This is a genomic window from Mesorhizobium sp. P2_D6 (assembly GCF_056404315.1).
The window spans coordinates 168,225-195,130 of sequence record NZ_JBFUEG010000009.1; the positions used below are offsets into that span (position 1 = coordinate 168,225).

Consider the following 26,906-nt stretch of genomic DNA (forward strand, 5'->3'; position numbering starts at 1 on the left):
CAAACATGCGGGCAGGCTGACGGCAGAAGATTTTCCTGCCGCAGCGTTTCGCAAAGCGAGGAGACGTTGATGCGCGCAAGGGGCCGATTTTTCCGTAGCCTGGTGGCTGTCCTGTTTGCCGGTGTCTTCTGGGTGGATGCCGCCCATGCGCAGGATGCAGGGTGTACGTTCGAGCCGGTGGCCGGTTCGTCCCGACAGATTCTGAGATGTCGGGAAGGCCTTGCCGTCATCGTGGAAGGTGGCGCTCGTTTTACGCTGGAGGATCGCGATCGAAACGGCAGTCCCGACGCGGTCAGGTTGCGGCGCAAGGCGCTGCTGCTCGATGCTCCGGCCGGCGCGGTCCAGGGCGGCTTCGCGGTGATCACCCCGCAGGCGATCGCCGCCGTGCGAGGCACAAAATGGGCAGTCGACGTTGGCAATGGCAAGACGTCTGTTTTTGTCCTGAGAGGTCGCGTCGCCGTGCAAAGACCGGCATCCACCGCCGTCGTGGTCCTCGCACCGGGCGATGGCGTGGACGTCGAGGCCGGGACAGGTGAACTCATCGTCAAGCGCTGGCCCGCCAAGCGCGTTTCCGCCTTGCTGGCCCGTTTCGGCCAGTGAGCTTGCCCGGTGAGCTTGCCCAGTGAACTTGCAATGAGCGGACGAGGGCTTCCGACGCTGATCGCGCTCGTTCTGGCGGGTCTTTGGGGCGCCGGCCTGGGCTTTGCGCACTGGCACGGCAATTTCTGGTTTCTCGATCGCGTCGAGGCAACGATGACCGATCTTCGAACGCTTGTTCGAGGAACGACAAAGCCGCCGGAGCTGATCACCATTGTCGCAATAGACGATGAAACGGTGCGGCGCGAGCGCAGCTATCCCCTCAGCCGCGCAACGCTTGCCCGAATCATCGATACGATCGAGCCGCTCGGGCCGAAAGCCATTGCGCTGGACCTGCTGCTGGTCGACCCCGGAGCAAAGGACGCTGACGAGGCGCTCGCGCGTTCGCTGAGCAGGAGTAGAAGCGTAATCGCCGCGGCGGCGATCTACCCCGGAGGCAAACAATGGACGATGGCCGCGGGCGAAGGACCCCTTGCCCGCGTGCCGAATGCCGAGCGGTTCCTGTGGCCCCTGAAACCGTTTTCGGACGCCGCCGCTGTCGGCGTCGTGAACGTGGTCACCGACAGGACGGGAACGCCCCGGTTCGTGCCGTTGCTGTTTCGGGCCGGAGATCAGTTACAAGCGTCCTTCTCCTTGCGTGTCGCCGCCATGGCGGCGGGAGAGGACCCTGGAATTGCGCCCGATGATCTATCGCTGGACGGACGGTCGATCCGTACGGACATTGGTCACATCCTCCCTCTGACATTCTATGGCCCGCGCGGCACGATCCGCACGATCAGCGCCGCGACCGTGCTGGAGGGCCAATTCGATCCCGGCGCTATCCGGGGTCGAATTGTCCTGATAGGAGCGACCGCAACCGGCACCGGCGATGTCTTCCCGACACCGTTCGATCCCATACTGCCGGGCGTCGAGGTCATGTCGACGGCGATTGCCCATCTGATGACCGGCGACGGAATCGTGCGCGACCAGAACGTTCGCCTTGCAGACGCGGGCTTTGCAGTGGCGCTGCCCATGCTTCTTGTCGGCCTGTTGGCGTGGCGCCGAAACGCCATCGGCCTCGCGGCGGTCGCCGGCGTGGTCCTGATCTGGTTGGTGGTCAACATGACCGCTTTCCTGCACCATATCTGGCTGAGCGCCGCGCTGCCGATGACCGCTGCCATTCCGCCGGCAATCCTGTTTGGGGCAGCGCAGCTTTGGCTGGGCAGGAGCCGGGCCCAATATTTCGCCACGCAGAGCCAATTGCTTCAACGCGTTGAAGCCCCGGGACTGGGGGCATGGCTCGCCAAGCATGGCGACTTCCTCTCGGAACCCGTCCGGACAGAAGCCGCCATCCTGTTCATCGACCTGTCCGGCTTCACCGGACTGAGTGAAACATTGGGACCGAGCGCCACACGCGAACTCCTGAACAATTTTCACGCGTTGGTGGACGAAGAAGTGACAAGCTGCGGTGGCGTTGTCACGAGTTTCATGGGTGACGGCGCAATGATCCTGTTCGGCCTGCCGGAACCGGCGACAGACGACGCCTTCAATGCTGCCCGCTGTTGTGTCGGGCTCTCCAGCCGCACCAACGATTGGCTTGCCTCGTTGCCTGCGTCGACCGCATCCCGGATCGGCTTCAAGATTGGAGCGCATCACGGACCGATCGTGGCCTCTCGACTCGGCGGCGAAGGGCGTCAGCACATCGCGGCCATCGGCGACACCGTCAACGTTGCAAGTCGCTTGATGGAGATCGCTGCCGACCAGAATGCCGAAGTGGCGGTGAGTTACGAAATGCTTGAGGTCGCCGGTCGCGACTGCGCGTTGTTCAAATCCGGTGCTTTAAGAGGACCTGTGGAGACCCAGATCCGTGGGCGATCCAGCTCGCTCGCAATCTGGCTTTGGCAGAGTGCGCGGGCGCCGCAGTAGATCCGGCCCCGTGATCAATGGCGCGCCATCCATCCCTTCGCGCGGCGCGCACGCCAAAATGGTGCACCAAAGCAAGCCGTCCTCGATGTTCGACACCGCTGACGGAAGTAAGCCTGCAGCAGCTTTCGGCCTGCACGTAGCCCGCAATCAGGACTTCCGTCGCCCCTTCAGCCCCCGCGCAGCCTGTTCAATCGCTGCGCGGTCAGTGCCAAGCCTGTCTATCAACTCCTGCGCCTCGTCGCCCGATATGCCGGTGCGCACGGCCAGCTCCTCGACGGTCAGCACGTCGGTGCTGGCGATCTCCCGGGTTTGCGGCAGGGCGTCGTCTGCCGTCAGCGGCAAGGCGGCTTCACGGTCGATTTCGGCCTCGGCCCGGTGCCAGTGATGCTCGGGATCGCCACCGCCTTCGCGCTCCCAGATCTGGTAGGCGCGCTTCTGGATCTTCTCGTGCCGTTCGTCACCCATCGTCGTTCCTCCTTGGTGTCAGGGAAGAACGCCGCGATGATGAGATTGATCCAAAGAATTTGCGTGATCGGGGTGGGAGTGATCTGCAAGGTTGGCGCTCTACGGCGCCCCCCTCTGGCCTGCCGGCCATCTCCCCCACTTGTGGGGAGATTAGCGGCTTTGGCGCCCCGCCAGTTCTGCGAGGTTGAAGGTTGGCGACGGCCGAGGTGACGGCCAATCTCCCTCCTTGTGGGCGAGATGTCCGGCAGGACAGAGGGGGGCGCCGTGGAGCGCGACGGTGCAGGATGACTTCCCCCTCGCCTTGCCCTCAAACCGGCAGCGTCACCCTCATCGTCACGTCGTTCTCCGCCGCCAGAAGTCCACCATCTCCTTGTCGCGCTGGCGCTGCTGCAGATGGAGGGTCACCAGCCGGTCCAGCGAGAAGGCGCCGGCGCCTGCAATGGCCAGCACGAACATGCCGCCTGATATGGCCAGATCCTTTTCGAAATGCAGCAGCTCGTTCTGGCTGGCAAGATTGTTGTGGAACAGCGTGGCGGTTGCCAGACAAAAGAGGCCAAGGCCGACGGCGCCGAGGCGGGTGAGCAGGCCTGTTGCAACGGAGAGCCCTGCCCCGAGCTGCAGCGCGAGCGTGGCGACGAACAGTGGCAGGCCGATGCCTTGGGCGGCCATCGCCTTGGCGGCGCCGTCGAAATGGATGGCCAGTGTCACACCCTCATGCAGGAAGATGAAGGACATAAGCGGGCGGCCGGCAAGCAGGGTGACGTCCTTGAGGTGATATTTTGCGGCGAGCGTGTGCAGCTTCGCGGTGTGGTCGGTCAGTAGCATGGTCTGGCTCCGGAATTTAGCAATGGGCAGGCGCGGCGCACCGGTTGGGCGCGCGTGGGTGGCGCTGGTGGTTTGATGTCTGGGGGTCGGAGCCAGCCTGAGGGAAGCATGCCGGCTCCGGCTTTCTGGGCGCCGGCCACGGGCGCCCAACTGGGGTGGGTTGAGTTGAGGTCGGCGCCAAGGCCCCCTCATCCGGCCGCTTCGCGGCCACCTTCTCCCCGTTGGGGAGAAGAGGAAAGCGTCGGCGCAGGCCGCCTCCTCTCCCCTCGGGGAGAGGTCGGATTGCCCGAATTGCCCTTGCAATTCGGTTTGGCAATCCGGGTGAGGGGGAATTTGCGCTGCGGCCCTACTGCGTCACCTTGGTGTCAATCGCCTTTTGCAAATCGTCGAGTTCCTCGCAGCCGGCGGGGCACAGCTTCTGCAGCGAGGCCAGTTGTTCGTTGGCCTTGGCCATGTCGCCGGTCTCGACATAGAGCTCGCCCAGATATTCGCGGGCGGCCTTGTGGTCGGGCTTCAGCTCCAGCGCCTTGTTGTAGTAGGTCAGCGCGGTAGTGAAGTCGCCGGTCTTGCGCAGCGTGAAGCCGAGTAGATTGTAGACGTCGGCCTGCTGGTTGTCCTGTGCGAGGTCACGCAGGTCGGCCAGTGCGCCCTTGTAATCCTTGACGGCGATCTTGGCCTGGACGGCGGTTAGGTCGGGCGCGTCAGTGCCTTCGATGTCGTCGACGGCAAAAGCCGGCATGACGGTCGCTGCGGGAACCACGGTCAGCACCGCGATGGCGCCGAGCAGGCCGAAGAGGGCGTTTCTGCCCAGACAGTATTGTTTCATTGTCTTTCTCGCTTTGGTTGGGAGCTCGCGCTCAGATCTGGACTGGAGTGAAACCGTAGGCATTGCCGTCCTTGACGAAGACGCCGGTGCCCGGGAACGGGAAGTGCGAACCGGAAATGCGGATGTTGTCGGCGATCACCCGGTCGATGATCTTGTGGCGGGTCGTGATCGCCGTCGGCCCGTCCTGGTCGTAGCCGCCCTGCCACTCCGGATGCGGCGCCAGAAGGGCCGGCACATACATGGTGTCGGCCGAGATCATCAGCTGTTCCTTGCCGGAGTTGGCGAGGTAGACCGAATGGCCCGGCGTATGGCCGGGCGCTGCGATGATCTGGATGCCGGGCACGACTTCGGCGCCGTCCTCGACCAGCTTCCAGTTCTTCCATTTCGGAAAGTTTTCGGCGATGCGCTTGCCCGCCGGCTTGCGGCCTTCGGGCAGCTTGGCCAGCCGGCTGGGGTCGGTCCACCAGTTGTATTCGGTGGCGTTGACGATCAGCTCGGCATTGGGGAACACCGGCGCATTGGTGCCCTTTTCCATCAGGCCCCAGACATGGTCGGGGTGGAAATGCGAAATCATGATGGTGTCGATCGCCTTGTAGTCGATGCCGGCGGCAGCCATGTTGGCCGGCAAATGCGTGGCATTGGTCTGCCACTGGCCGACGCCGGAGCCGGCATCCATCATGATGAGCTTGCCGTTCATCTTGAGCACGACGACGGTGAGCGGGATCGGCATGAAGTCGGTGGTCAGGCCAGCCTTGGCGAGTGCTGCCTTGGTGTCGTCGACCGAGACATCCTTGATGAAGGCCGGATCGTGGGGCTTGCGCCAGATGCCGTCATAGATGGCGGTGACCTCGATGTCGCCGACCTTGTATTTGTAGAAGCCGACCGCCGGCTCGACCGGTGTTTCGGCGAAGGCGGGGCGAGTGAATTCCAGCTTTCCGGCAAGGCCGAAGGCGGCTGCCGCGAGCGTGGTTCCAAGCAATGTGCGACGTGTCATGCTGAACATGGTGATTTCCTCTTGTGAGTGGTGTCCGAAGTCGCGGAAGAGAGATGACGGAGAGCGCTGGCTCCCCGTCCTGATCGGTTGAGGCGGCGGCGCGGATCCGGCGCCGGCGCCCATGACTCAGCGGCCCCAGATGCTGTCGCGGTTGTGCCGGTCAATGATGTCCTGCACCGAGCCCTGGCTCGGCCCGGTCGTCACCTTGGTGTCGACGCTGTCCTGGTGTGCTGTGTAGGGAATTGACGCCGTGGCATTGGTGTCCACGGAAGGCTGGCCGGCCTTGTTGGTGAAGTGGTCGCTGCCGGCAAAGGCAGCGCTCGAGGCAAGCAGCATCGCAGCCACGCTGAAAGCGAGCTTGGTCATGTCCAAAATTCCTTGTTTCGTCTCTTTGGGTCGCGGGCTGGAATGGCCCCGCTGATAACAAGACCCGGAAGGGCCGTGCTTTATTCCCCGGTGCGGTGAGATTTTTTTGGAAGGGGAGAAATCAGGGCAGACGCTGGGCCGGATCAGGCGCGCTTGCGGCGCCTAGGCAGTTTCGCCGAACCGTCAGGGCGCTATTCCGCCGCCTCGGCATAGTGCTGCGGCACATAATTGAGGATCGGCCCGAGCCAGCGCTCGACCTCGGCCAGGGGCATGTCCTTGCGGCGGGCATAGTCCTCGACCTGGTCGCGCTCGACCTTGGCGACGCCGAAATAATAGCTTTCGGGGTGGGCGAAATAGAGGCCGGATACTGACGATCCCGGCCACATCGCATAGCTCTCAGTCAGGCTGACGCCGGCATTACGCTCGCCGTCGAGCAACCGGAATAGCGTTGCCTTTTCGGTATGGTCGGGCTGCGCGGGATAGCCGGGCGCCGGGCGGATGCCGCGATAGGGTTCGCCGATCAGATCGTCGGGCGCGAGCGCCTCGTCGGCCGCATAGCCCCAGAATTCCTTGCGCACCTTCTCGTGCATGCGCTCGGCAAACGCTTCGGCGAAACGGTCGGCCAGCGCCTTGACCATGATCGAGGAGTAATCGTCATTGGCGCGCTCGAAGCGCTCTGCGATCGCCACTTCCTCGATGCCTGCGGTGACGATGAAGCCACCGATGTAATCAGGCTTGCCGATCTCGGGCGGCGCGACGAAATCCGACAGCGCGACATTGGCCTTGCCGTCGCGCTTGGTCAGCTGCTGGCGCAGCGTGAAGAAGGTCGCCAGCTCCTGCGAGCGTGCCTCGTCCGTGAAAAGCCTTATGTCGTCGTCGACAGTGTTGGCCGGCCAGAAGCCGATGACGCCGCGCGGCGCGAACCACTTTTCGGCGATGATTTTCTCCAGCATCGCCTGCGCATCCTCGAACAGCTGGCGCGCGGCGGGGCCTTGCGCCTCGTCTTCGAGGATCTTGGGATAGCGCCCCTTCATCTCCCAGGTCTGGAAGAACGGCGTCCAGTCGATGTAGCGCGCAAGCTCCTTCAGGTCCCAGTTGTCGAACACCTTTATGCCCGTGAAGGACGGCTTCGGCGGCTGGTAGGCGGACCAGTCGACCTTGTGCGCATTGGCCCTCGCCTTGGCGAGCGGCAGCCGCTGCTTGTCGGCTTCCGAGCGGGCATGCGCGTCGGCGACCTTCTTGTACTCGGCCCGCACCGCGTCGACATAGCCGGCCTTGCCGTCGTTCGACAGCAGCGCCGATACCACGCCGACCGCGCGGCTGGCGTCGGCGACATAGACCGTCTGCCCCTTGGCGTAGCGCGGGTGGATCTTCACTGCGGTATGTACGCGGCTGGTCGTGGCGCCGCCGATCAGCAGCGGGATATCAAACCCCTCGCGCTCCATCTCGGCGGCCATGTGCGCCATCTCGTCCAGCGACGGCGTGATCAGGCCGGACAGGCCGATGATGTCGACGTTCTGCTCGCGCGCCGTCTGCAGGATCTTGGCCGCCGGCACCATGACGCCGAGATCGATGATCTCGTAATTGTTGCAGGCAAGTACGACACCGACGATGTTCTTGCCGATGTCATGGACATCGCCCTTCACCGTCGCCATCAGAATTTTGCCCGCCGTCTGGCGCTCGCCATTGTCGATGCCATTGGCGGCGTTGGCCAGTTTTTCCGCCTCCATGTGCGGCAGCAATCCGGCCACCGCCTGTTTCATCACCCGCGCTGATTTCACCACTTGCGGCAGGAACATTTTTCCCGCGCCAAACAGGTCGCCGACGACATTCATGCCGGCCATCAGCGGGCCTTCGATGACATGCAGCGGACGCTCGGCGGCAAGCCTCGCTTCCTCGGTGTCGGCGTCGATGAATTCGGTGATGCCGTTGACCAGCGCGTGCGAAATGCGCCCTTCGACCGGCAGCTCGCGCCAGGCGAGATCGCGCTCCTTGCCCTCCTTGCCGGCGGCGCCCTTGAAACGCTCGGCGATCTCCAGCATGCGCTCGGTGGCGGTGCCGCCGGCCCTGGGTGCGCGGTTGAGCACGACATCCTCGCAGGCCTCGCGCAGCTCCGGCTCGATCGTGTCGTAGACAGCGAGCTGGCCGGCATTGACGATGCCCATATCCATGCCGCGCTGGATGGCGTGGTAGAGGAAGACGGCGTGCATGGCCTCGCGCACCGGCTCGTTGCCGCGGAATGAGAAGGACAGGTTCGACACGCCGCCGGAGATATGGACATGCGGCAAGGTGTCGGTGATCTCGCCGGTGGCCTCGATGAAGTCGACGCCGTAATTGTCGTGCTCCTCGATGCCGGTGGCGACCGCGAAGACATTGGGGTCGAAGACGATGTCTTCGGGCGGGAAGCCGGCCTGCTCGGTGAGAAGTTTGTAGGCGCGGGTGCAGATTTCGACCTTGCGCGCCTTGGTGTCGGCCTGGCCGGCCTCGTCGAAGGCCATGACGACCACCGCCGCGCCATAGGCGCGCACCAGCCTGGCATGATGCAGGAACGCTTCTTCGCCTTCCTTCATCGAGATCGAATTGACCAGCGGCTTGCCCTGCACGCATTTCAGGCCGGCCTCGATGATTTCCCATTTCGAACTGTCGACCATGACAGGCACACGCGCGATGTCGGGCTCGGCGGCGATCAGGTTGAGATACTCGACCATCGCCTTCTTCGAATCGATCAGGCCTTCGTCCATGTTGATGTCGATGATCTGCGCGCCATTGGCGACCTGGTCGCGCGCCACGTCGAGCGCGGGAACATAGTCGCCCGCCGTGATCAGCTTTCTGAACCTGGCCGAGCCGGTGACGTTGGTGCGCTCGCCGACATTGACGAAGGGAATCTCGTCGGTCAGCGTGAACGGCTCCAGCCCGGACAGCCGCATCTTGCGCGCGATCTCGGGAATGGGGCGCGGCGGGTATTTCTTCACCGCCTCGGCGATGGCGCGGATGTGCTCCGGCGTCGAGCCGCAGCAGCCGCCGACGACATTGACCAGCCCTTCCCGCGCGAAATCCTCGATCTGCGCGGCCATGAATTCCGGGCTCTCGTCATAACGGCCGAATTCGTTGGGCAGGCCGGCATTCGGATAGGCGCAGACGAAGGTGTCGGCGACGCCGGATATTTCGGCCAGATGCGCGCGCATCGCGTTGGCGCCGAGCGCGCAGTTGAGGCCGATGGTGAAGGGACTCGCATGGCGCACCGAGTGCCAGAAGGCGGTCGGCGTCTGGCCCGACAGGGTTCGGCCGGAGAGATCGGTGATGGTGCCGGAAATCATCACCGGCAGGCGCACGCCCTTCTCGAGAAAAATCTCGTTGCAGGCGAAGATCGCCGCCTTGGCGTTCAGCGTGTCGAAGATGGTCTCGATCAGGATGATGTCGGCGCCGCCGTCGATGAGGCCGCGCAGCTGCTCGCCATAGGCCAGGCGCAGATCGTCGAAGGTCACGGCGCGATAACCGGGATTGTTGACGTCGGGCGACATCGAGGCGGTGCGGTTGGTCGGCCCGAGCGCGCCGGCGACGAAGCGGCGCTTGCCGTCTTCCTGCTCGGCCCGAATGGCGGCGCGCCGCACCAGCCGCGCGCCGTCGCGGTTCAGCGCGTAGACGGCATCCTCCATGCCGTAATCGGCCTGGGCGATGGACGTCGACGAAAACGTGTTGGTCTCGAGAATGTCGGCGCCGGCGATGGCGTACTGATAGTGGATCTCTTCGATCGCTGCGGGCTGGGTCAGGATCAAGAGGTCGTTGTTGCCCTGCTGATGGCAGGCGCAGCCGGCGAAAGCCTCGCCGCGAAAATGCTCCTCGTCGAAGCCGAGGCCCTGGATCTGCGTGCCCATGGCGCCGTCGAGGATGAGAATGCGTTCGCGCGCCGCCGCGGTGAGCGCCGCAAGCACTTCCGAACCGTCGGGCATTGCCGCGACGGGGCCGAACAAATCGTCCAGCGATGCAGAATTCTGCGACATTTTTTATCCTTGAGGCGACAACCATCACATAAGGATATCTTTATGTCAATATACGGGTTGTCACAGCCTGACGGCGTCGACAGCAAACTAGGGCTACGCCTTCCTATTCCCCCACCACGTCCCGATACACTCTCACCTCGCCATCCTGGCCGCGAATGCGCCAGTCCTGCCCGTCCCGCCCCTCAATATGGCATAGCCCGAGCGGCACCTTGCCGCCGCCTTCCGGGAGGTCCAGCACATAGACGGGATTGCAGATGCCCGACAGGCGGGCGCGCAGCGCGCCGGCCAGCACCTGTCCCTCGGCAATAGTGGTGCGCCGATGCGCCATGCCGCGCGCGAGGTCGCCGTGATGCAGGTAATAGGGCTTCACCCCCAGGCGATACATCAGTTCGCGACAGAGTTCTTCCAGCACCTCGACCGTGTCGTTGACGCCCTTGAGCAGGACGCTCTGGTTGAGCAGCACGAAGCCCGCCTGGCGCATGGTGCGACAGGCCTGTTCGGTGGCTGGCGTGATCTCCCGCGCGTGGTTGAAATGGGTGACGATGGTGACCATCAGCCGGCCCTGCAAGGCGCCAACCAGCCCCGGCGTGATCCGCGCCGGCAGCACAACGGGCACGCGGGTGTGCACGCGCAGCAGCCGCACATGCGCGATCGTCTCGATGCGGGCGCGGATTTCGGCCAGCGCCTTGTCCGGCAGCGACAGCGGATCGCCGCCGGTCAGGATCACCTCGCGGATTTCGGTGTGAGCTTCGATATAGGCAAAAGCATCTTCGAGCGCTTCGCGCGTGTAGCCACGACCGATCGACGTCAGAGACTCCTTGCGGAAGCAGAAGCGGCAATAGACCGCGCATTGGTAGGTCGGGAACAGCAGCACGCGGTCGGCGTGGCGGTGTGTCAGTCGCGGCACGGGGCTGAAGGCATGGTCGGCGATCGGATCGTCGAGCTCGCCCTCCGTGTCCACCAGCTCATCCGGCGACGGAATGACCTGCGCGCGGATGGGGTCAGCGGGATCGTTCCAGTCGATCAGGTCGAGATAGGTTTTGGGGGCACGCACCTTGTGCCGCACGGCCGCCTCCTGCGCCGCCGCCCGCTCAGCAGGCGACAGCGGCAGCGAAGCGAGATCGCGGACATGGCGGACGCCGGCGCGGACGTCGTCCTGCCAGGCGGTGTCGGCATCGGCGGTTTTGAGGTTGGCGTCTGTGGTCATCGGAGGTCTCGGAGCAGCAATTTGGGCGGAGCTATCGGCCGGTTGAGGGAGTTGGTCAACCATCTGTTGCCGCCGACGTTGATCCGCAGAGTTCCCGCCGACCTCAGAGGCTGACGCTGCCCCTCATTGCCCTGCCGGGCATTTCTCCCCGTAAAACGGGGAGAAAGTGGCTAATCCCGACTTTCGCCGCAATCGACCGGCGTAGCGATTTCGGGCAATCTGACGGATAAGGCGCTCCATGGGGAGATGGGCGCTGCCAGGGAGGACTGCCATGAGCAAAAGACCGCGCTATGAGGATGCCGTTCAGCGCTTTCGCATCGAGGACGAGATCGCCCGGTTGCATGGCAACCCTGCAACCGGCATCAATGCCTATGTCGAATGCTGCGGCCGCTACACCGGTGAAAACCGGCTGGCGCTGCGTGCGATCTCGGCCGGCGGCGAACTGCGAGAATTCAGCTTCGACGATCTCGCCGACATGTCGGGTCGCGCCGCCAGTGTGCTCAAGGCTGCCGGCGTCGGTCCTGGCGATGTCGTCGCCGGCATGCTGCCGCGCATCCCCGAACTGGTGGCGCTCATCCTCGGCACATGGCGCATTGGCGCGGTCTACCAGCCGCTGTTCACCGCCTTCGGCCCGAAGGCCATCGAACACCGTCTCGGCTATAGCGGTGCGAAGATCGTGGTGACCAATCCGGCCAATCGCGGCAAGCTCGACGAGGTCGAGACACCAGCGCAAATCGCGACCATTCTTGGCCCCGGCGAGGCGCTGCCGGAAGGCGACATCGATTTCCGCGCCGCCGTTGCGGCCGCCTCGCCCGACTGCCAGCCGGTGATGCGCAAGGGCGACGGCCTGTTCATGATGATGTCGACCTCCGGCACGACAGGCCTGCCCAAGGGCGTGCCGGTGCCGTTGCGGGCGCTGCTGGCCTTCGGCGCCTATATGCGCGATGCGATCGGCTCGCTGCCCGACGACATCTTCTGGAACATCGCCGATCCCGGCTGGGCCTCCGGCCTCTACTACGCCATCACCGGGCCTTTGCAGCTCGGCATCGCCACGACCTTCTATGAAGGCGCCTTCAACGCCAAAAGCACCTACGACATCATCGAGCGGCTCGGCGTCACCAGCCTCGCCGGCTCGCCGACCGCCTATCGCCTGCTTGTGGCGGAAGGGCCTGAGGCTGCCGCTCGTGTAAAAGGCAGGCTGCGCGTGGTGAGCAGCGCCGGCGAGCCGCTCAATCCGGAAGTGATCCGTTGGTTCGACGCCAATCTCGCCGCCCCCATCCATGACCATTACGGCCAGACCGAAAACGGCATGATGGTGAACAACCATCATGGGCTCTCGCATCTCGTGCGCGCGGGCTCGGCCGGTTTTGCCATGCCCGGCTACCGCATGGTGGTGCTCGACGAGGCCGGCAACGAGCTCGGCCCCAACCAGCCCGGTATCCTTGCCGTCGACATTGGCAGATCGCCGCTGCGCTGGTTCAAGGGTTATCATCAGGCCGAGACGCTGGCGATATCAGGCGGCTACTACCGCACCGGTGACACGGTGGAGTATGAGCCGGACGGTTCGGTGTCCTTCATCGGCCGGGCCGACGATGTCATCACCTCGGCCGGCTACCGCATCGGCCCGTTCGATGTCGAAAGCGCGCTGATCGAGCATCCGGCGGTCAACGAAGCGGCCGTCGTCGGCGTGCCCGATCCGCAGCGCACCGAGATCGTCAAGGCCTTCGTGGTGCTGGCACCGGCCTACAAGGGCAACCCGAAGCTCGCCGAAGAGCTTGCCCAACACGTCAAGAAGCGGCTCTCGGCGCATTCCTATCCGCGCGAGGTCGAGTTCGTCACCGAGCTGCCGAAGACGCCGAGCGGCAAGATCCAGCGGTTTTTGCTGAGGAAGGCGGAGGTGGAGAAGCGCAAAGTGTGATTGGGCGCCAATCTCCCCCCTTGAGGGGGAGATGTCGCCGAAGGCGACAGAGGGGGTCGCCGCGCGTGAAGCGCTAACGTCGTCTCGCGCTGCAAAAGGAGTCAGCGCTTCACGCGCGGCGACCCCCTCTGGCCTGCCGGCCATCTCCCCCTCAAGGGGGGGAGATCTGCAGCTCCGACGCGGTCTTTTTTCGGCCCAATGTTGTCATGTATCCTTGGAATCGAACGTAGAGCGGGTTTTAAATCATGCGGTTGATGTGGACGTTTCTGTTCGCGCTCGTCAGCAGCGTGGCTTTCGCGGCCTCGCCGGAGGATGACTATATCGCCGCGCGCGACAAGGCGATTGCGGCCATCGCGGCGCTGAACAACGCGAACACGGCAATCGAAACCATCGACGCCCAGAACGAGAAGGCGCTGGCCGACCTGCAACAGCGTCTTTCCGGCATTATCGGCCCCTTGGCTGTCAAGGATTTTCCGGCAACCGGCACGATCAATATCGAAAGCCTCAGCGACTCCGACATCGGCTACGGCATGCTCGATGGGCTGCGATACACCAAAGGCGACGACGGCCCCACCTTGGTGGCAACGACGCGAGGGCTGCTCGAGCGCTGGCTCCAGGCCAAAGCCGCCGAGACCGACGAGAGTTTCAAACTGCCTGCAAGCATCGATGAGGCGCTGAAGCTCGATGCTTTCTATACCCAGGCGATCAACAGCGACGCCGCCTTTGAAGGGACGCTCGACTTTCCGCTGAAGACACCTCAAGGCGCCGACATTGCCTTCGCACGGCTCGGCGGCTGGACGCAGGACGTCGGACCGATCTACGAGCAGGAAGTCATCGTTACGCTCGTCAAAGGCAAGAGCGTCATGATCGCAGCGGCGCCGGCGGCCCCTGCCGTCCCGAAGATCGCCGCCTGCGACGCCGTCTGGGCGGCTGCGGATGCCGCCGCGCAGAAATTCCAGGAGGCCTACCAGGCTTCGGACCTCAAGGACGAAAAAGCGTTCGATGCCTCCAACGCCGCCTGGGACAAGGGCGACAGCGACTATCGCGCCTGCATGGGCCAGCATCTGCCGGCAGACCCGGCCTTCCCGGCGCTGCTCGCCCAGGCGCAGGCGCTGGCCGATCAGATGGCGGGAAAATAGGCTCCCTGACCGGCCCTGCGCTGCAAGATCGGTCGGCTTTTTTCGATTTAGGATGCGAAGATTCCGTGCCGCCACCCGATGCCGCTTGCGCAATTCATTGTTCAGCGAACCGCTCTGGATCTTGTCTTGTCGCAGGGCACTCAGCTTTCGCACCCATGCTGACAACCAAGATCTCAACGTTTATTCTCAGGGTCGCCTTGAAGTTCAAATTTAAACTTTAGCTACTATGGTCGACGGACGGACTACTGTACTGGAAAGGTATCCAAATCGAATTGGCAGGAGCGAGGTTCAATCCCGGCCGGGTGAAACGGGCCATTTTTTCTTCCGCCAACTTGCCGGCGGCGATCGCCTTTGTTGTGCTTCTCGTCTGTGGCCTGGTTGCCGACCAGAGGAACAGAGAGGTCTCCGATCAGTTGGCGCGCGCTGACGTCCTGGCCAAGGTCAACATCATACGCGCCAAGCTCGAAGGCAACATTACCGGCAATCTCCAGCTGGTTCAGGGCCTCGTTTCGGCGATCGTTACCGAGCCCTATATGGGCCAGCAGAGATTTGCTGCGCTCGCCCGCAATTTGTTTGAGCAGAAATCGCAACTGCGCGATATTGCCGGCGCGCCCGATCTCGTCATCACGCTGATATACCCGCTGGAAGGCAATGAGAAAGCCATCGGGCTGGACTACCGCAAGACCGAGGCGCAACGGATGGCTGCGCTTCGGGCCCGCGACCATCGCGCGCTGGTGCTCGCCGGGCCGGTCAAATTGGCGCAAGGCGGACGTGGCTTCATCGGCCGTATCCCTGTCTTCGTGCCGACGGCGGGTGGCGGTGACCGTTTTTGGGGAATTGTCTCGGCCGTGATCGATATCGATCGGCTCTACAGCGCGAGCGGACTGACCGACCCTGACCTGGATATCGAAGTGGCGCTCATCGGCAAGGATGCGCTGGGGGGTGGTGGCGAACTCTTCTTCGGCGGCGACAATGTCGTGGCCGGCAATCCGGTGACGGCGGAGGTGCAACTGCCTTCAGGCTCCTGGCAGATTTCGGCCATACCGAGGGGCGGCTGGCCGACCGCTCCGAAAAATGAGTGGCTGCTGTGGACGCTCATGGGGCTCGCCGGCGCGCTGGTGGTGCTGCCGATCCTCGTGGCCGGACGTCTTTTCGGTGAACGACAGAAAAATGACGCCGAATTGAGGCGCCTGTCCAGGCGTCTGGAACTGGCATTGGAGGCCTCGGGGATAGGCGTGTGGGAGCACGACCTCGCCAGCAACGAGCTCGTATGGGACGACCGCATCAACGAAATCTATGGCAAGCCCGCCGACGGAAAGACCCGCGGCTATGACGACTGGGCGCTGGCGATCCATCCTGAAGACTTCGAGCGGGCGAAAGCGGACTTCGATTCGGCTGCCGCGACACACGGCCCCTACTCTTCGCAGTATCGGATACTGCGACCGGACGGCAGCATTCGCCATGTCCGCACGCGCGCCAGTTTCTTCCAGGACATCAACGGCGGATCAAAAATGATCGGCGCTGAGTGGGACGTGACCTGGGATGTGCTGCTCAACGAGAATCTCGTGCGCGAACGTGGCCTTTCAGAATCGAAGAATGCCGAACTGAGTATGGCCAAGGCCCGCATCGAGCATGTCGCGCTGCACGATTCGCTGACCGGCCTGCCCAACCGTCGGTATCTGGACGAGATGCTTGCCGAAAACCACGAGGCCGAGGGCCGCGCTGCATTGCTGCATCTCGACCTTGACCGCTTCAAACAGATCAACGACACGCTCGGCCACGCAGCGGGCGATGCATTGCTGGTGCATGCTTCGAAAGTCATCAAGGCCAGCGTCGGTGGTGCCGATTTCGTTGCGCGCATCGGCGGCGACGAGTTTGTCGTGCTGAGCCATGGACGCGACGACAAGGATCTCGCCGCGCTTGCCGACCACATCATCGACGCCATGCGCCAGCCGGTCGACTATCTGGGTCACCAGTGCCGGTTCGGCGTAAGCATCGGCATTGCAGCCAACAGCGGCGTCGATGCCAAACAGCTGCTCGTCAACACCGATCTCGCGCTGTACAGGGCGAAAGGCCGTGGCCGCAACCGCTACGAGTTTTTCAACGAAGAGCTGCAGAGCGAGATCGTTCGGACCAAGCAGACCGCCGACGAGATTCTGGGCGGACTCGAGCGGAACGAATTCGTCGTCTACTACCAGCCGCAGTTCGACGCCAGGACGCTGGAGATCGTCGGCGTCGAGGCGCTGTCGCGTTGGGACCATCCGCAACGCGGCATGCTGACCCCCGACGCCTACATCAAGGTGGCTGAAGAACTCAATGTCGTGGCGCTTATCGACCGCACTGTCCTGACGCAGGCGCTTGATGATTTCGAGCGCTGGTCGCGTAGCCACCTCAACATCCCGCGCGTGTCGGTCAACGTCTCCGCCAGGCGCCTGGAGGACAAGGACCTGATCAAGGGTTTGCGCAAGCTTGCCATCAAGAAAGGGACCGTGTCGTTCGAACTGGTGGAGTCCATTTTCCTCGACGAAAACGACGAACTGGTCACCTGGAACATCGAGCACATAAAGGGGCTCGGTATCGACATCGAGATCGACGATTTCGGCACCGGACATGCCTCGATCGTCTCGCTCCTGAAGTTGCGGCCGCGTCGGCTCAAGATCGATCGCCAGCTGGTCACACCCATCACCAGCTCAACCGCGCAGCGGCAGCTGGTGTCGTCCATCATCGACATCGGCAAGTCGCTCGGTATCGAAGTGATCGCCGAGGGCGTCGAGACGATGGAGCACGCCCAGATCCTGAAGGAGCTTGGCTGCGATATCCTGCAAGGCTTCCTGTTCGGCTACCCGATGGACGCAAAAGCCTTCAAGGCGTTCGCCCAGTCCCGCAAATGGCTGGCGGCGAGCTGACAAACCCTGCTTGACGCAATTGCGGACGAGACCCCGTCTTCCTGAAATGACTGAGCTGCGCAGCCCCGCCCCCTCGGCCCGATGCCGTCATCCCCGTGGAATTGTTTCGCACCTGTTCGGAAGAATTCGGAACAATTCGTACGGGTTTTGAGACGCTGGCTCGAAGCGCCCCCACTCTGTGGCCAGCCGTCATGCCGACGGTGCAGAAACAGGGAGAGCGCCATGGACGCCGTTACGTCGATTCGAGACACCGAAAAGGATCTGGCCATCAGCAAGCAGGCAGCCTACGAGCCGCTTTTCAAGCGGCGCGGGCCGCCGCGCTTTGAGAATTTCGGGCAGGAGCGGCAATATCGAAAGGAACGGCTTGCCGCGGGTTTCCGCATCTTCGCGGCGCTGGGGTTCAGTGAAGGCGTCGCCGGACATATTACGGCCCGCGATCCGGAATTCACCGACACGTTCTGGGTCAATCCGTTCGGCATGCATTTCGCGCATGTCACCGTCGCGGATCTTATCCGCGTCGACGGCGCCGGCGATGTGGTCGAGGGCACGATGCCGGTCAATGTCGCCGCGTTCGCCATCCATCATCAGATCCATGCCGCGCGGCCGGATGTGGTGGCGGCCGCGCACGCCCATTCGATCTATGGCAAGGCGTGGTCGGCGGTCGGCCGGTTGCTCGACCCGATCACGCAGGACGCCTGCGCCTTCTATGAGGATCACGTCTTCTTCGACGACACGCGGGTGCTGGTCACGGAGGCCAGCGAGGCAGCGCGGATCGCCGAGAGCCTCGGCGGCCACAAGGCGGCGATCCTGCGCAATCACGGTCTGCTCACGGTTGGCCAGACCGTCGACGAGGCGGTCTGGTGGTTCATCTCGATGGAACGCTGCTGCCAGGCGCAGTTCCTCGCCGAGAGCGTGGGCACGCCGCTCCAGGTAGACCCGGAAAACGCCCGCGCCACCCGCGCCGTGAACGGGACGGCGCAGGCCGGCTGGTTTCAATGCCAACCGCTGCATGACCGCATCCTCAGGCAACAGCCTGATCTACTTGGATAGGTTCGCGTGCCCGCACCTGGCCAACGAAGGCATGATCGTCAGCCCGCAACGTCGGGTCCATTCACGATCAGCCTTTTGGCTGCGGCGGCCGCAGCGGTGCAATAGTTTCGGTCGCCGTGGATCAGGATCATGACCATCGCACCCTCGACAAGCAGGAGCAATTCGCGTGCCCGCTCACCCGGCGATGCCACCTTCGCTTCGGCGAGAAGGGTTGCCAGATGCTGTTCCATCAAAGCTTTGTGCTGGCGCGCCATCGAGCGTGCGGGATGCCCCGAGAGATCGGCAAGCTCGATTGCCAGCCGGGTGAACCCCGACCCCGCCCAGCGTGGCTTGGCCGACCATGTTGCCAGTCCACCGAAGAGCTTGTCGACCAGTTTCTCCGGACCACCTGACAGGTCGATGCCGTAGGTCTGGAACTCGGCGAAAGCCCGTTCATGCTGTGAGGCAAGCACCGCGGTCAGCAACGCGTCCTTGCTGTCGAAGTGATAGTAGAGCGTCTTCTTGGTGACGCCGGCGGCGCTTGCGATCTCATCCATGCCGACGCGAAAGAATCCCCGGCGGCGAAAGAGCTTGTACGCCGCCTGCAATATCACTGGCCTGGTGTGGTCGGACGATCTGGGCACGGGGCTGAGGCCGATGAATGTATACTCGCTAGTGAGTTTACATCCGCGCGGTCGCGACATTCAATGGACCAGCAATTCCTAATATTCATTGGGAGGCGACGATGGACAGGGTGACCACCGCAATACATGATCTTGGACAAACCGATGAGGCCGCTGGGTTTCGCGACCGGGCCAAGGCGCAACCGGCCCCGTTGCCGCTGAAGACCATGACCTGCATCGAGGACCTGCGGCAGGCGGCTCGCCGCCGCGTTCCCCGAGCCTTTTTTGACTATGTCGAGGCCGGCGCCTATTCCGGACAGACGCTGCGCGCCAACAGTGCCGATCTGGAGCGCATAACGTTCCGCCAGCGCGTGCTGGTCGACGTATCACAACGCGACACGGCAACGAAGATCCTCGGCGAGAAGGCCGCGCTGCCGATCGCGCTGGCGCCGATCGGCATTGGCGGGATGCAGTGGGCCGATGGGGAGATTCTCGCTTGCCGCGCCGCACATGCCGCCGGTGTCCCCTACACGCTCGGCACGATGGCGATCTGCTCGATCGAGGACGTTGCCGAAGCGGTCGAGAAGCCGTTCTGGTTCCAACTCTATGTGATGAAGGACCGTGGGTTCGTGCGCTCGCTCATCGAGCGGGCGCTCGCTGCTCGCTGCAGCGCGCTGGTGCTGACCGTCGATCTGCAGGTGCTGGGACAGCGCCACGCCGACGTCAGGAATGGGCTGTCGGTTCCGCCGGCGTTGAAAGTGCGAAATCTTCTCGACATGGCGAGCAAGCCCGCCTGGGCCTGGCGGATGCTCAATGCCAAGCGCTGGACGTTCGGCAATCTCGCCGGCCATGTGAAAGGCGAGCAAGGCGTCAAGGAACTCGCGGACTGGGTGTCGCATCAGTTCGACCCCACGCTCAACTGGAATGACGTCGAGTGGATCAGGAGCATCTGGCCAGGCAAGCTGATCATCAAGGGTATTCTCGACGCGGACGATGCGCGCACCGCCAGCAAGGTCGGCGCAACCGCGATCGTAGTGTCCAATCATGGCGGCCGGCAGCTGGATGGTGCGCCATCAACGATCTCCAAGCTGCCGAAAATCGTTGAAGCGGTGGGCTCGCAAACCGAAGTGCTGTTCGACGGCGGCGTTCGGTCCGGCCAGGATGTGATGCGCGCGCTCGCCCTTGGCGCCAGAGGCTGCCTGGTCGGGCGAGCCTATATCTATGGCCTTGGTGCCGGTGGAGAGGCCGGTGTGGCGACTGCCATTGAGATCCTTCGCAAGGAACTGTCCGTCACAATGGCACTGACAGGCACAAGAAGCATCGACGAAGTCGACGAGCGGGTGCTGAACTAGCCCAGCCCGGTTGGATGGCGGCCTACGCCTCGTGCGTCTGCTTGCCAGCCATGCCGTGGGGCGCCTCTGTTGCCTGGGCACAGCGCGTCCGGCAGGCGATGTAATCGGACATGTAGCGGTCGAGAGCGGCGCGGAATTCTTCTTCGCGTGGGCGCGGTCTGCTCACCGGGGCCGGCTGGCTGGTCTGAGTCTCAAACCCGGTACGGTCGAAAGCAATTGCGGACATTTTCAGCTCTCCTGTCTCAAAACGTGGTGACAGGATGAGCCGGGCGCCCGGCTCGGTCGCGGGCACATGCCCGAATACTTCCGAAAAGCTCCGAAAAGATGCTAGTTTGCATCATGGTGGGGAAGCGTTTTGCCTTCGGCCAGTTCGAGCTCAACCCGGAGGCGGGAACGCTGCTCCGGCAGGGCCTGCCTGTTCCCGTCGGCTATCGCGGCGTGCTGCTGCTGGCAGCGCTGGTGGAGCGGCCGGGCGAGGTGCTCTCCAAGGCCGAGCTGATGGACGCGGCGTGGCCGCAAGCGGCGGTCGAGGAAAGCAACCTCTCGGTCCAGATCGCGTCACTGCGGAAGCTGCTTGGATCGGGGGCCGACGATGCCGAGTGGATCGCGACCATCCCCCGGATCGGCTACCGCTTCGGCGGCGCGGTGGATTGCCTCGACGCGGCCGCCGCCGCACCCGATACTGCCGAGGCCGGCCCGTCCATCGCCGTGCTGCCCTTCGCCAATCTCAGTGACGACGCTGAGCAGCAATATTTCGGCGACGGCCTCGCCGAGGATATCATCACCCGCCTGGCGCGGCTGCGCTGGCTGTTCGTCTCGGCCCGCAACTCATCGTTCACCTATGGCGGCAAGGCGGTCGACGTGAAGCAGATCGGGCGTGAGCTCGGCGTGCGCTATGTGCTCGACGGAAGCGTTCGCCGCTCAGGGCAGCGCCTGCGCATCAACGCCAGGCTGAGCGATGCCGACGCCGGGCGCCAGATCTGGGCCGAGCGTTATGATGCCGAGATCGCCGACTTCTTCGCGCTGCAGGATGAGATCGCCCAAAGCGTGATTGGCGCTATCGAGCCCAGGCTGTACGTCGCCGAGCAGGAGCGTTTCCAGAGCCGGTCGCCCGGCAACCTCGACGCCTGGGGGTTTGTGATGAAGGCGATGCCCTATGTCTGGACCTGGGCGTCGCTGCCGGATTTCGAGATCGCCGAGCGGCTGCTCAAAAAAGCCATCGACATCGACCCAGACTATCCGCGCGCCAACTGCCTGATTGCCTGGGGTCTCGCCGCAAAGTCGATGCTTGGACTGGCCGATTCGGAAGCCGCCCTGCCCGCTGCCCACGACATGGCGCAACGGGCTATCCGCAGCGACCCGGAAGATCCGTGGACGCACTTCGCCACCGGCTTCGTGCATATGGCCTCGCGCCGCTTCGACCCGGCCGTGAAGGCCTTGTCCGAGGCGATCACCCTCAATCCGAGCCTCGCCTATGCGCATATGATTCTTGGGTCGACCTATGCGTATGCCGGCATGCCCGAAGACGGCCTGCACCATGTCGCACTGGCCGATCGGCTGAGCCCGCGCGATTTCACGCAGGCCGGCAGCCTCTCCGTCGCCGGGCTCTGCCATTTCATGGCCGGGCGTTACGACGAGGCCGCCGAATTCGAGCGGCGGGCGGTGGATCTCCGGCAGAATTTCGGGACGGCTTGGCGCACATACGCCGCTTCGGCCGGCATGGCGGGCGACCGCGCCACCGCCGCCCATGCTCTGTCGCAGACGCGACGCCTGCATCCAACCGTGTCCGTGGACTGGGTCGAGAGATACCATCCCATCGTCCACGAAAAGGATCGGGCGCGCTATATCGAGGGGCTGCGCGTCGCCGGACTCGACTGATGGAGGCGGCGGCGCGGTCCGCACCAGTGGTGGCAGCGCATCTATTGCGACCGCAGCCTTAAATCCCAACCACGGCGCTTCCTGCCGGTCCGCATGGATCGACAGAAAGATAAAGATTCAGCAGAATTTCAGAAATCTTCCGGTACGCGCCCGTTCCTTGGCTTCATTGTTCTCCTGAACAAACTGGAGGAGGTCGAACATGTCCGTGAATGAGAGCACGCGCCAAGCCGCCCGGCAGGAACTGCTGGAATATGCATCCACCGTCATGGCTGCCTCCCCGTGCGCGCCCATGCCTGGAACAATGTTCGAAATGCTCGAGATCATCGCCATGGAGAGGCGGATGGCTTCCAGCCAAGGTGAAAGCGGATCAAATTCTCCTGATCCCTTGACGTCCGCGCCGATTGGGACCCCAATCAGGCAGCGTTTGGTCGAGCTGGTCAGATCGGCATTCAATGTCGCGAGAAAACCCAGGGAACGTACCACTGGCACTTGGCAGTTGCGAGCTTGATCTTGCCCGCGGGCTACTGTTGTGCGACGGGAAACCTGTCGCTCTGCGCTCCAAGGCGTTTGACCTGTTGACCTATCTCAGCAGGAATGTCGGGCGTGTCGCGACCAAGTCTGAACTGATGTCGGCGGTGTGGCCAGACGTTTTTGTGACCGAGGACTCACTGACGCAAGCGGTCAGGGAGTTGCGAAAGGCGCTGCAGGACGAAAGCCAAACCATCATCCGTACGGTCGCCAAACGCGGCTACGTGCTGTCTCTTCTCGAGGCGCCAAAGCAAGAGCGCTCCGGACACCCGAGCGTTGCGGTACTGCGTTTCAGCAACGAAGGTACGCCGGAAGACACCCCTTTGATCGACGGTTTCGCCGAGGACATTGTCAATGCGTTGGCTCGCTTCGGAAGGGTCGACGTGCTGGCACGCAATTCCGGATTTGCCTTTGCCTCGGATTCCGCTTCCGATTGGCGTGCGATTGGCGACAGCCTAGGCGCAACCTATCTGGTCCGCGGCAGGGCGACGACTCGTGCCGACGGCATGCGGGTCACCGTCAGTCTCATGACCGCTTCGACGGGTGGAGTTCTCTGGAGCGATACTTTTTCTGCGTCCGGCGGCCAGATCTTCGACATGCAGGAAGAAATCGCCTGCCGTGTGGTGAACCGGCTGGTCGCTCGGCTCGACGACGCAGGTATCAAGCAAGCAACCCCGAAGCCTCCCGACAGCCTGGCCGCATACGAGCTTCTCCTGCGTGGACTGGCCCGGCTGCGCGGTTATGGTGATGAAGACAACAAGGCTGCGCGCGATCTTTTCCAGGCTGCGGTCGAAAAGGACCCGACCTATGCCCTGGCGCATTCCTACATCGCGCTCGCCGATCTCATTATCGGTGGCTATGCCGAGGCGTCCCCGGCATTGCTTGGTTCACTGATCGAGCGCGCGGAGTGTGCGGTGACCCTGGCGCCGGAAGAGCCGCGCTGCCATCGCGTGCTCGCCCAGGCTTTAATCTCTGCCCGTCAGTTCGACGCGGCCGAACATCACCTTCAGCGCGCGCTCGACCTCAATCCCTATGACGCCGATACGATTGCGCAAATGGGGTTCTTGCTGTCGATGAGAGGCAGGCCTCTTGAAGCACTCGCGGCGCTTGACAGTGCGATACGGATCAACCCGATCCATCCTGATTGGTACCACTATGATCGCGCCATCGCGCTGTACTCGGCTGGAGACTACAAGGCCGCGCTTGTCAGCATGTCCAAGGTCCCATCGAAGTCGCCCTGGCGACTGACAAGGCTGGCGGGGTGCCACGCGCAACTCGGCGAACTGAAGGAAGCTCAGCGCATCATGGCAGAGGTCAAGCGGATGGCGCCTGACTTTTCGCCGATGCAGTTTGCGCAAACCGGGACTGCGTATGAACATGCAAGTGATGTTGAACATCTCGTTGCCGGCGTCGCCAAAGCACTTGCTGCGTATGAGGAGAAGCCCTAGGCGGTGCGGTCTTCGCTTTGGACGAGAGCCGAGGCGTCCGTCTGCCGGGCGGGGTTACCCCCGCAACCCCGGCGCTTCCTGCCCTGTCCGCTCGACATATTCGGTATAGCCGCCGCCATAGGTGTGGATGCCTTCTGGCGTCAGTTCCAGCACGCGGTTGGAGAGTGCGGCCAGGAAATGGCGGTCGTGCGAGACGAACAGCATGGTGCCTTCATACTGCGACAGCGCCGTGATCAGCATCTCTTTGGTGGCGATGTCGAGATGGTTGGTCGGCTCGTCCAGCACCAGAAGATTGGGCGGATCAAACAGCATCAGCGCCATCACCAGCCGTGCCTTCTCTCCGCCCGACAGCACGCGGCATTTCTTCTCGATCTCGTCGCCGGAAAAGCCGAAGCAGCCGGCGAGTGCCCGCAGCGGCGCCTGTCCGGCCTGCGGAAACGCGTCCTCCAGCGTCTGGAACACGGTGCGCTCGCCTTCCAGCACCTCCATGGCGTGCTGGGCGAAATAGCCCATTTTCACACTCGGCCCCCGCGCCACCGTGCCGGCATCGGGGTCGGAGGCGCCGGCGACCAGCTTCAGCAGTGTCGACTTGCCGGCGCCGTTGACGCCCATGATGCACCAGCGTTCGCGGCGGCGGACCTGAAAGTCGAGCCCCTCATAGATGGAGCGGCTGCCATAGCCTTTGTGGACGTTCTTCAGCGTTACGACGTCTTCGCCGCAGCGCGGCGCCGGCTGGAAGTCGAAATTGACGATCTGGCGGCGTTTGGGCGGCTCGACGCGGTCGATCTTGTCGAGCTTCTTCACCCGGCTCTGCACCTGGGCGGCATGGGACGCGCGCGCCTTGAAGCGTTCGATGAAGGCGATCTCCTTGGCCAGCATCGCCTGCTGGCGCTCGAACTGCGCCTGCTGCTGCTTGTCGGCGATCGCCCGCTGCTGCTGGTAGAATTCGTAATTGCCGGAATAGGCGGTGAGCGAACCGGCGTCGATCTCGACCACCTTGTTGACGATGCGGTTCATGAACTCGCGATCGTGCGAGGTCATCAGCAGCGCGCCCTCATAGCCCTTCAAAAACTGCTCCAGCCAGATCAGGCTTTCAAGATCGAGATGGTTCGACGGCTCGTCGAGCAGCATCACGTCGGGCCGCATCAGAAGGATGCGGGCGAGCGCCACGCGCATCTTCCAGCCGCCGGACAGTTTTCCGACATCGCCGTCCATCATCTCCTGCGAAAAGCCGAGGCCGTCGAGCACTTCCCGGGCGCGGCCATCGAGCGCATAGCCGTCGAGCTCCTCGAAGCGATGCTGCGCCTCGCCATATTGTTCGATGATCTCGTCCATCCGGTCGGCCTGGTCAGGGTCGGCCATGGCCGCCTCGAGTTCGGCCATTTCGGCCGCCACATCGCTGACCGGCCCGGCGCCGTTCATCACTTCGGCGACCGCGCTATGGCCGGCCATGTCGCCGACATCCTGGCTGAAATAGCCGATGGTGACGCCGCGATCGACCTGCACCTGGCCCTCGTCGGGCTGCTCCTGGCCGGTGATCATGCGGAACAAAGTCGTCTTGCCGGCGCCGTTCGGCCCGACGAGGCCGACCTTCTCGCCCTTCTGCAAGGCGGCGGAGGCCTCGATGAAGACGATCTGGCGGCCGTTCTGCTTGCCGATACTTTCGAGACGGATCATGGGGCGGTCCGGGAGGGTAAAGGGGATGTGCGGGATTGCCCGAGCGCTTACCCGAATGAAGGCGACGAGGGAAGAGCGCAAACGCCGCAGCGTCGACAGTGAAAATTGGCGATGGCGACGGTGACAGCCGATCTCCCCCCAAGTGGGGGAGATGGCCGGCAGGCCAGAGGGGGGCGCGAAGGAACGCGACGTTTGATTGCAACCGCATCGAGCGGCGGCTGACATTCGGACGCTTTTGACCACTTGGAGGCTAGAGAGGCTGGCGGGACAGCGCCCCCCTCTGCCCTGCCGGGCATCTCCCCCACTTGGGGGGAGATCGGCAGCCTCAGCGCCGCACTTTTACTTCGCGTCGTGGAAGATAATCCCCACAGTATGCCGCTGTCCGGAACGCAGGCGGCTGACACCGTGCCTCAGGTTGACCCGGTAGTGGCCCTTGGTGCCTTGCACCGGCCGGTTGTGCACGGCGAAGATCACCGCGTCGCCGCGCCTGAGCGGCACCACCTCGGCGCGGCTCTGCATGCGCGGGCGCTGTTCGGTGAGCACGAATTCGCCACCGGTGAAATCCTCGCCGGGTTGCGACAGCAGGATCGCCACCTGCAGCGGGAAAGCGAGGTCACCGTAGAGGTCCTGGTGCAGGCAGTTGAAGTCGCCGGGACCATATTGGAGGAGCAGCGGCGTCGGTCGCGTCTGGCCGTTTTCGTGGCAAAGCTGAAGGAAAGCGGCGTGGTCGGCGGGATAGCGCTGGCCAACACCCATGCGCTTGTTCCAGTCGTTGGCGACGCCGGCCAGCCTGGGGTAGAGCGCGGTGCGCAGGCCGCCGATGAGATCCGGCAACGGGTAGCGAAAATAGCGGTACTCGCCCTTGCCGAAGCCGTGACGCGCCATCACCACATGGCTGCGGAAATGCTCCTCATGCGGATAGAGCGCTGCGATGTCGGCGCATTCCTCGGGTGAGAGCAGAGCCGGCATGACGGCGCTGCCATAGCTGTTCAGCTCCGAGACAAGAGCGCCCCAGTCCTGCGCGGCGACACGCGCTTCGGCCGAACGGGTTGCGCGTTTGGCGGTTATCGAATGGATGGTCATGGATGCCTCCTTTGATACGATCAAAGTGGAGGTGCCAACCACCCGATTCCTGTGGAGGTGGCGAAGCTGCTGATCTCCCCCCTTGTGGGGGAGATGGCCGGCAGGCCAGAGGGGGGCGCGAAGGATCGCCACCCTCGCC

General features: G+C 63.6%; 21 protein-coding genes. 9 read left to right on the forward strand and 12 right to left on the reverse strand.

What is annotated here, in order from left to right; genetic code table 11:
- Positions 1–69: 69 nt before the first annotated feature.
- A complete protein-coding gene (locus AC1D1L_RS20610) occupies positions 70–600 on the forward strand; it encodes a FecR domain-containing protein (RefSeq protein ID WP_477343380.1) in 531 nt (176 codons plus the stop codon).
- A 33-nt stretch (positions 601–633) separates the two neighbouring features.
- Positions 634–2,502, forward strand: a complete 1,869-nt coding sequence (locus tag AC1D1L_RS20615) for a CHASE2 domain-containing protein (RefSeq protein ID WP_477343290.1) — start codon at positions 634–636, stop codon at positions 2,500–2,502.
- 147 nt (positions 2,503–2,649) lie between these two features.
- On the opposite strand, the gene AC1D1L_RS20620 is transcribed toward AC1D1L_RS20615, so the two are convergent.
- From AC1D1L_RS20620 to AC1D1L_RS20650, 7 genes are all read right to left on the reverse strand, one after another.
- Positions 2,650–2,967 carry a DUF2934 domain-containing protein gene (locus tag AC1D1L_RS20620; protein ID WP_477343291.1) on the reverse strand — a complete coding sequence of 106 codons (318 nt, stop codon included), beginning with the start codon at positions 2,965–2,967 and terminating at the stop codon, positions 2,650–2,652.
- 333 nt (positions 2,968–3,300) lie between these two features.
- Positions 3,301–3,792: a DoxX family protein gene (locus AC1D1L_RS20625; protein ID WP_477343292.1), complete on the reverse strand. Its 492-nt coding sequence runs from the start codon at positions 3,790–3,792 to the stop codon at positions 3,301–3,303.
- 346 nt (positions 3,793–4,138) lie between these two features.
- Positions 4,139–4,618: a tetratricopeptide repeat protein gene (locus tag AC1D1L_RS20630; RefSeq protein ID WP_477343293.1), complete on the reverse strand. Its 480-nt coding sequence runs from the start codon at positions 4,616–4,618 to the stop codon at positions 4,139–4,141.
- Positions 4,619–4,649: 31 nt separating this feature from the next.
- A complete protein-coding gene (locus AC1D1L_RS20635) occupies positions 4,650–5,621 on the reverse strand; it encodes an MBL fold metallo-hydrolase (protein ID WP_477343294.1) in 972 nt (323 codons plus the stop codon).
- Positions 5,622–5,738: 117 nt separating this feature from the next.
- On the reverse strand, positions 5,739–5,978 hold the full coding sequence (locus AC1D1L_RS20640; RefSeq protein WP_477343295.1) for a DUF680 domain-containing protein: 240 nt from the start codon (positions 5,976–5,978) through the stop codon (positions 5,739–5,741).
- Positions 5,979–6,169: 191 nt separating this feature from the next.
- Positions 6,170–9,979: a methionine synthase gene (gene metH, locus AC1D1L_RS20645; protein ID WP_477343296.1), complete on the reverse strand. Its 3,810-nt coding sequence runs from the start codon at positions 9,977–9,979 to the stop codon at positions 6,170–6,172.
- A 103-nt stretch (positions 9,980–10,082) separates the two neighbouring features.
- Positions 10,083–11,186, reverse strand: a complete 1,104-nt coding sequence (locus AC1D1L_RS20650; RefSeq protein ID WP_477343297.1) for a KamA family radical SAM protein — start codon at positions 11,184–11,186, stop codon at positions 10,083–10,085.
- 271 nt (positions 11,187–11,457) lie between these two features.
- Here AC1D1L_RS20650 and AC1D1L_RS20655 point away from each other — a divergent pair, with 271 nt between their 5' ends.
- The 4 genes from AC1D1L_RS20655 to AC1D1L_RS20670 all read left to right on the forward strand — a co-directional run bounded on the left by AC1D1L_RS20655 (position 11,458) and on the right by AC1D1L_RS20670 (position 18,199).
- Positions 11,458–13,104: an acyl-CoA synthetase gene (locus AC1D1L_RS20655; protein WP_477343298.1), complete on the forward strand. Its 1,647-nt coding sequence runs from the start codon at positions 11,458–11,460 to the stop codon at positions 13,102–13,104.
- A gap of 245 nt (positions 13,105–13,349) precedes the next feature.
- Positions 13,350–14,243 (forward strand): hypothetical protein, encoded by an 894-nt coding sequence (locus AC1D1L_RS20660; RefSeq protein ID WP_477343299.1) that lies wholly within the window; start codon positions 13,350–13,352, stop codon positions 14,241–14,243.
- 302 nt (positions 14,244–14,545) lie between these two features.
- Positions 14,546–17,149: a bifunctional diguanylate cyclase/phosphodiesterase gene (locus tag AC1D1L_RS20665; protein ID WP_477343300.1), complete on the forward strand. Its 2,604-nt coding sequence runs from the start codon at positions 14,546–14,548 to the stop codon at positions 17,147–17,149.
- Between the two features lie 222 nt (positions 17,150–17,371).
- Entirely contained in the window at positions 17,372–18,199 is an 828-nt protein-coding gene (locus tag AC1D1L_RS20670; protein WP_477343301.1) for a class II aldolase/adducin family protein, read from the forward strand.
- A 38-nt stretch (positions 18,200–18,237) separates the two neighbouring features.
- Here the strand turns inward: AC1D1L_RS20670 and AC1D1L_RS20675 are convergent, their stop codons facing one another.
- A complete protein-coding gene (locus AC1D1L_RS20675; RefSeq protein ID WP_477343303.1) occupies positions 18,238–18,882 on the reverse strand; it encodes a TetR/AcrR family transcriptional regulator in 645 nt (214 codons plus the stop codon).
- A 137-nt stretch (positions 18,883–19,019) separates the two neighbouring features.
- Here AC1D1L_RS20675 and AC1D1L_RS20680 point away from each other — a divergent pair, with 137 nt between their 5' ends.
- On the forward strand, positions 19,020–20,153 hold the full coding sequence (locus tag AC1D1L_RS20680; RefSeq protein WP_477343381.1) for an alpha-hydroxy acid oxidase: 1,134 nt from the start codon (positions 19,020–19,022) through the stop codon (positions 20,151–20,153).
- Between the two features lie 22 nt (positions 20,154–20,175).
- Here AC1D1L_RS20680 and AC1D1L_RS20685 read toward each other — a convergent pair whose 3' ends face one another.
- Complete coding sequence (locus AC1D1L_RS20685) at positions 20,176–20,379, reverse strand: hypothetical protein (protein WP_477343304.1); 204 nt, start codon at positions 20,377–20,379, stop codon at positions 20,176–20,178.
- Positions 20,380–20,492: 113 nt separating this feature from the next.
- Here AC1D1L_RS20685 and AC1D1L_RS20690 point away from each other — a divergent pair, with 113 nt between their 5' ends.
- Positions 20,493–22,031, forward strand: a complete 1,539-nt coding sequence (locus AC1D1L_RS20690; protein WP_477343305.1) for a winged helix-turn-helix domain-containing tetratricopeptide repeat protein — start codon at positions 20,493–20,495, stop codon at positions 22,029–22,031.
- 117 nt (positions 22,032–22,148) lie between these two features.
- Here the strand turns inward: AC1D1L_RS20690 and AC1D1L_RS20695 are convergent, their stop codons facing one another.
- Positions 22,149–22,514, reverse strand: a complete 366-nt coding sequence (locus tag AC1D1L_RS20695) for a hypothetical protein (protein ID WP_477343386.1) — start codon at positions 22,512–22,514, stop codon at positions 22,149–22,151.
- On the opposite strand from AC1D1L_RS20695, the gene AC1D1L_RS20700 reads away from it, so the two are divergent.
- Positions 22,484–24,007, forward strand: a complete 1,524-nt coding sequence (locus AC1D1L_RS20700) for a winged helix-turn-helix domain-containing tetratricopeptide repeat protein (RefSeq protein WP_477343306.1) — start codon at positions 22,484–22,486, stop codon at positions 24,005–24,007. The genes AC1D1L_RS20695 and AC1D1L_RS20700 overlap by 31 nt on opposite strands.
- Positions 24,008–24,061: 54 nt before the next feature.
- On the opposite strand, the gene AC1D1L_RS20705 is transcribed toward AC1D1L_RS20700, so the two are convergent.
- Complete coding sequence (locus tag AC1D1L_RS20705) at positions 24,062–25,684, reverse strand: ABC-F family ATP-binding cassette domain-containing protein (protein ID WP_477343307.1); 1,623 nt, start codon at positions 25,682–25,684, stop codon at positions 24,062–24,064.
- Between the two features lie 339 nt (positions 25,685–26,023).
- Positions 26,024–26,767 carry a 2OG-Fe(II) oxygenase gene (locus AC1D1L_RS20710; RefSeq protein ID WP_477343308.1) on the reverse strand — a complete coding sequence of 248 codons (744 nt, stop codon included), beginning with the start codon at positions 26,765–26,767 and terminating at the stop codon, positions 26,024–26,026.
- Positions 26,768–26,906 lie beyond the last annotated feature (139 nt).

Coding starts and splice junctions, on each gene's coding strand:
- AC1D1L_RS20610 (WP_477343380.1), top strand. CDS start 70: ATGCGCGCAAGGGGCCGATTTTTCCGTAGCCTGGTGGCTGTCCTGTTT.
- AC1D1L_RS20615 (WP_477343290.1), top strand. CDS start 634: ATGAGCGGACGAGGGCTTCCGACGCTGATCGCGCTCGTTCTGGCGGGT.
- AC1D1L_RS20620 (WP_477343291.1), bottom strand. CDS start 2,967: ATGGGTGACGAACGGCACGAGAAGATCCAGAAGCGCGCCTACCAGATC.
- AC1D1L_RS20625 (WP_477343292.1), bottom strand. CDS start 3,792: ATGCTACTGACCGACCACACCGCGAAGCTGCACACGCTCGCCGCAAAA.
- AC1D1L_RS20630 (WP_477343293.1), bottom strand. CDS start 4,618: ATGAAACAATACTGTCTGGGCAGAAACGCCCTCTTCGGCCTGCTCGGC.
- AC1D1L_RS20635 (WP_477343294.1), bottom strand. CDS start 5,621: ATGTTCAGCATGACACGTCGCACATTGCTTGGAACCACGCTCGCGGCA.
- AC1D1L_RS20640 (WP_477343295.1), bottom strand. CDS start 5,978: ATGACCAAGCTCGCTTTCAGCGTGGCTGCGATGCTGCTTGCCTCGAGC.
- metH (WP_477343296.1), bottom strand. CDS start 9,979: ATGTCGCAGAATTCTGCATCGCTGGACGATTTGTTCGGCCCCGTCGCG.
- AC1D1L_RS20650 (WP_477343297.1), bottom strand. CDS start 11,186: ATGACCACAGACGCCAACCTCAAAACCGCCGATGCCGACACCGCCTGG.
- AC1D1L_RS20655 (WP_477343298.1), top strand. CDS start 11,458: ATGAGCAAAAGACCGCGCTATGAGGATGCCGTTCAGCGCTTTCGCATC.
- AC1D1L_RS20660 (WP_477343299.1), top strand. CDS start 13,350: ATGCGGTTGATGTGGACGTTTCTGTTCGCGCTCGTCAGCAGCGTGGCT.
- AC1D1L_RS20670 (WP_477343301.1), top strand. CDS start 17,372: ATGGACGCCGTTACGTCGATTCGAGACACCGAAAAGGATCTGGCCATC.
- AC1D1L_RS20675 (WP_477343303.1), bottom strand. CDS start 18,882: ATGTCGCGACCGCGCGGATGTAAACTCACTAGCGAGTATACATTCATC.
- AC1D1L_RS20685 (WP_477343304.1), bottom strand. CDS start 20,379: ATGTCCGCAATTGCTTTCGACCGTACCGGGTTTGAGACTCAGACCAGC.
- AC1D1L_RS20690 (WP_477343305.1), top strand. CDS start 20,493: ATGGTGGGGAAGCGTTTTGCCTTCGGCCAGTTCGAGCTCAACCCGGAG.
- AC1D1L_RS20700 (WP_477343306.1), top strand. CDS start 22,484: ATGTCGCGAGAAAACCCAGGGAACGTACCACTGGCACTTGGCAGTTGC.
- AC1D1L_RS20705 (WP_477343307.1), bottom strand. CDS start 25,684: ATGATCCGTCTCGAAAGTATCGGCAAGCAGAACGGCCGCCAGATCGTC.
- AC1D1L_RS20710 (WP_477343308.1), bottom strand. CDS start 26,767: ATGACCATCCATTCGATAACCGCCAAACGCGCAACCCGTTCGGCCGAA.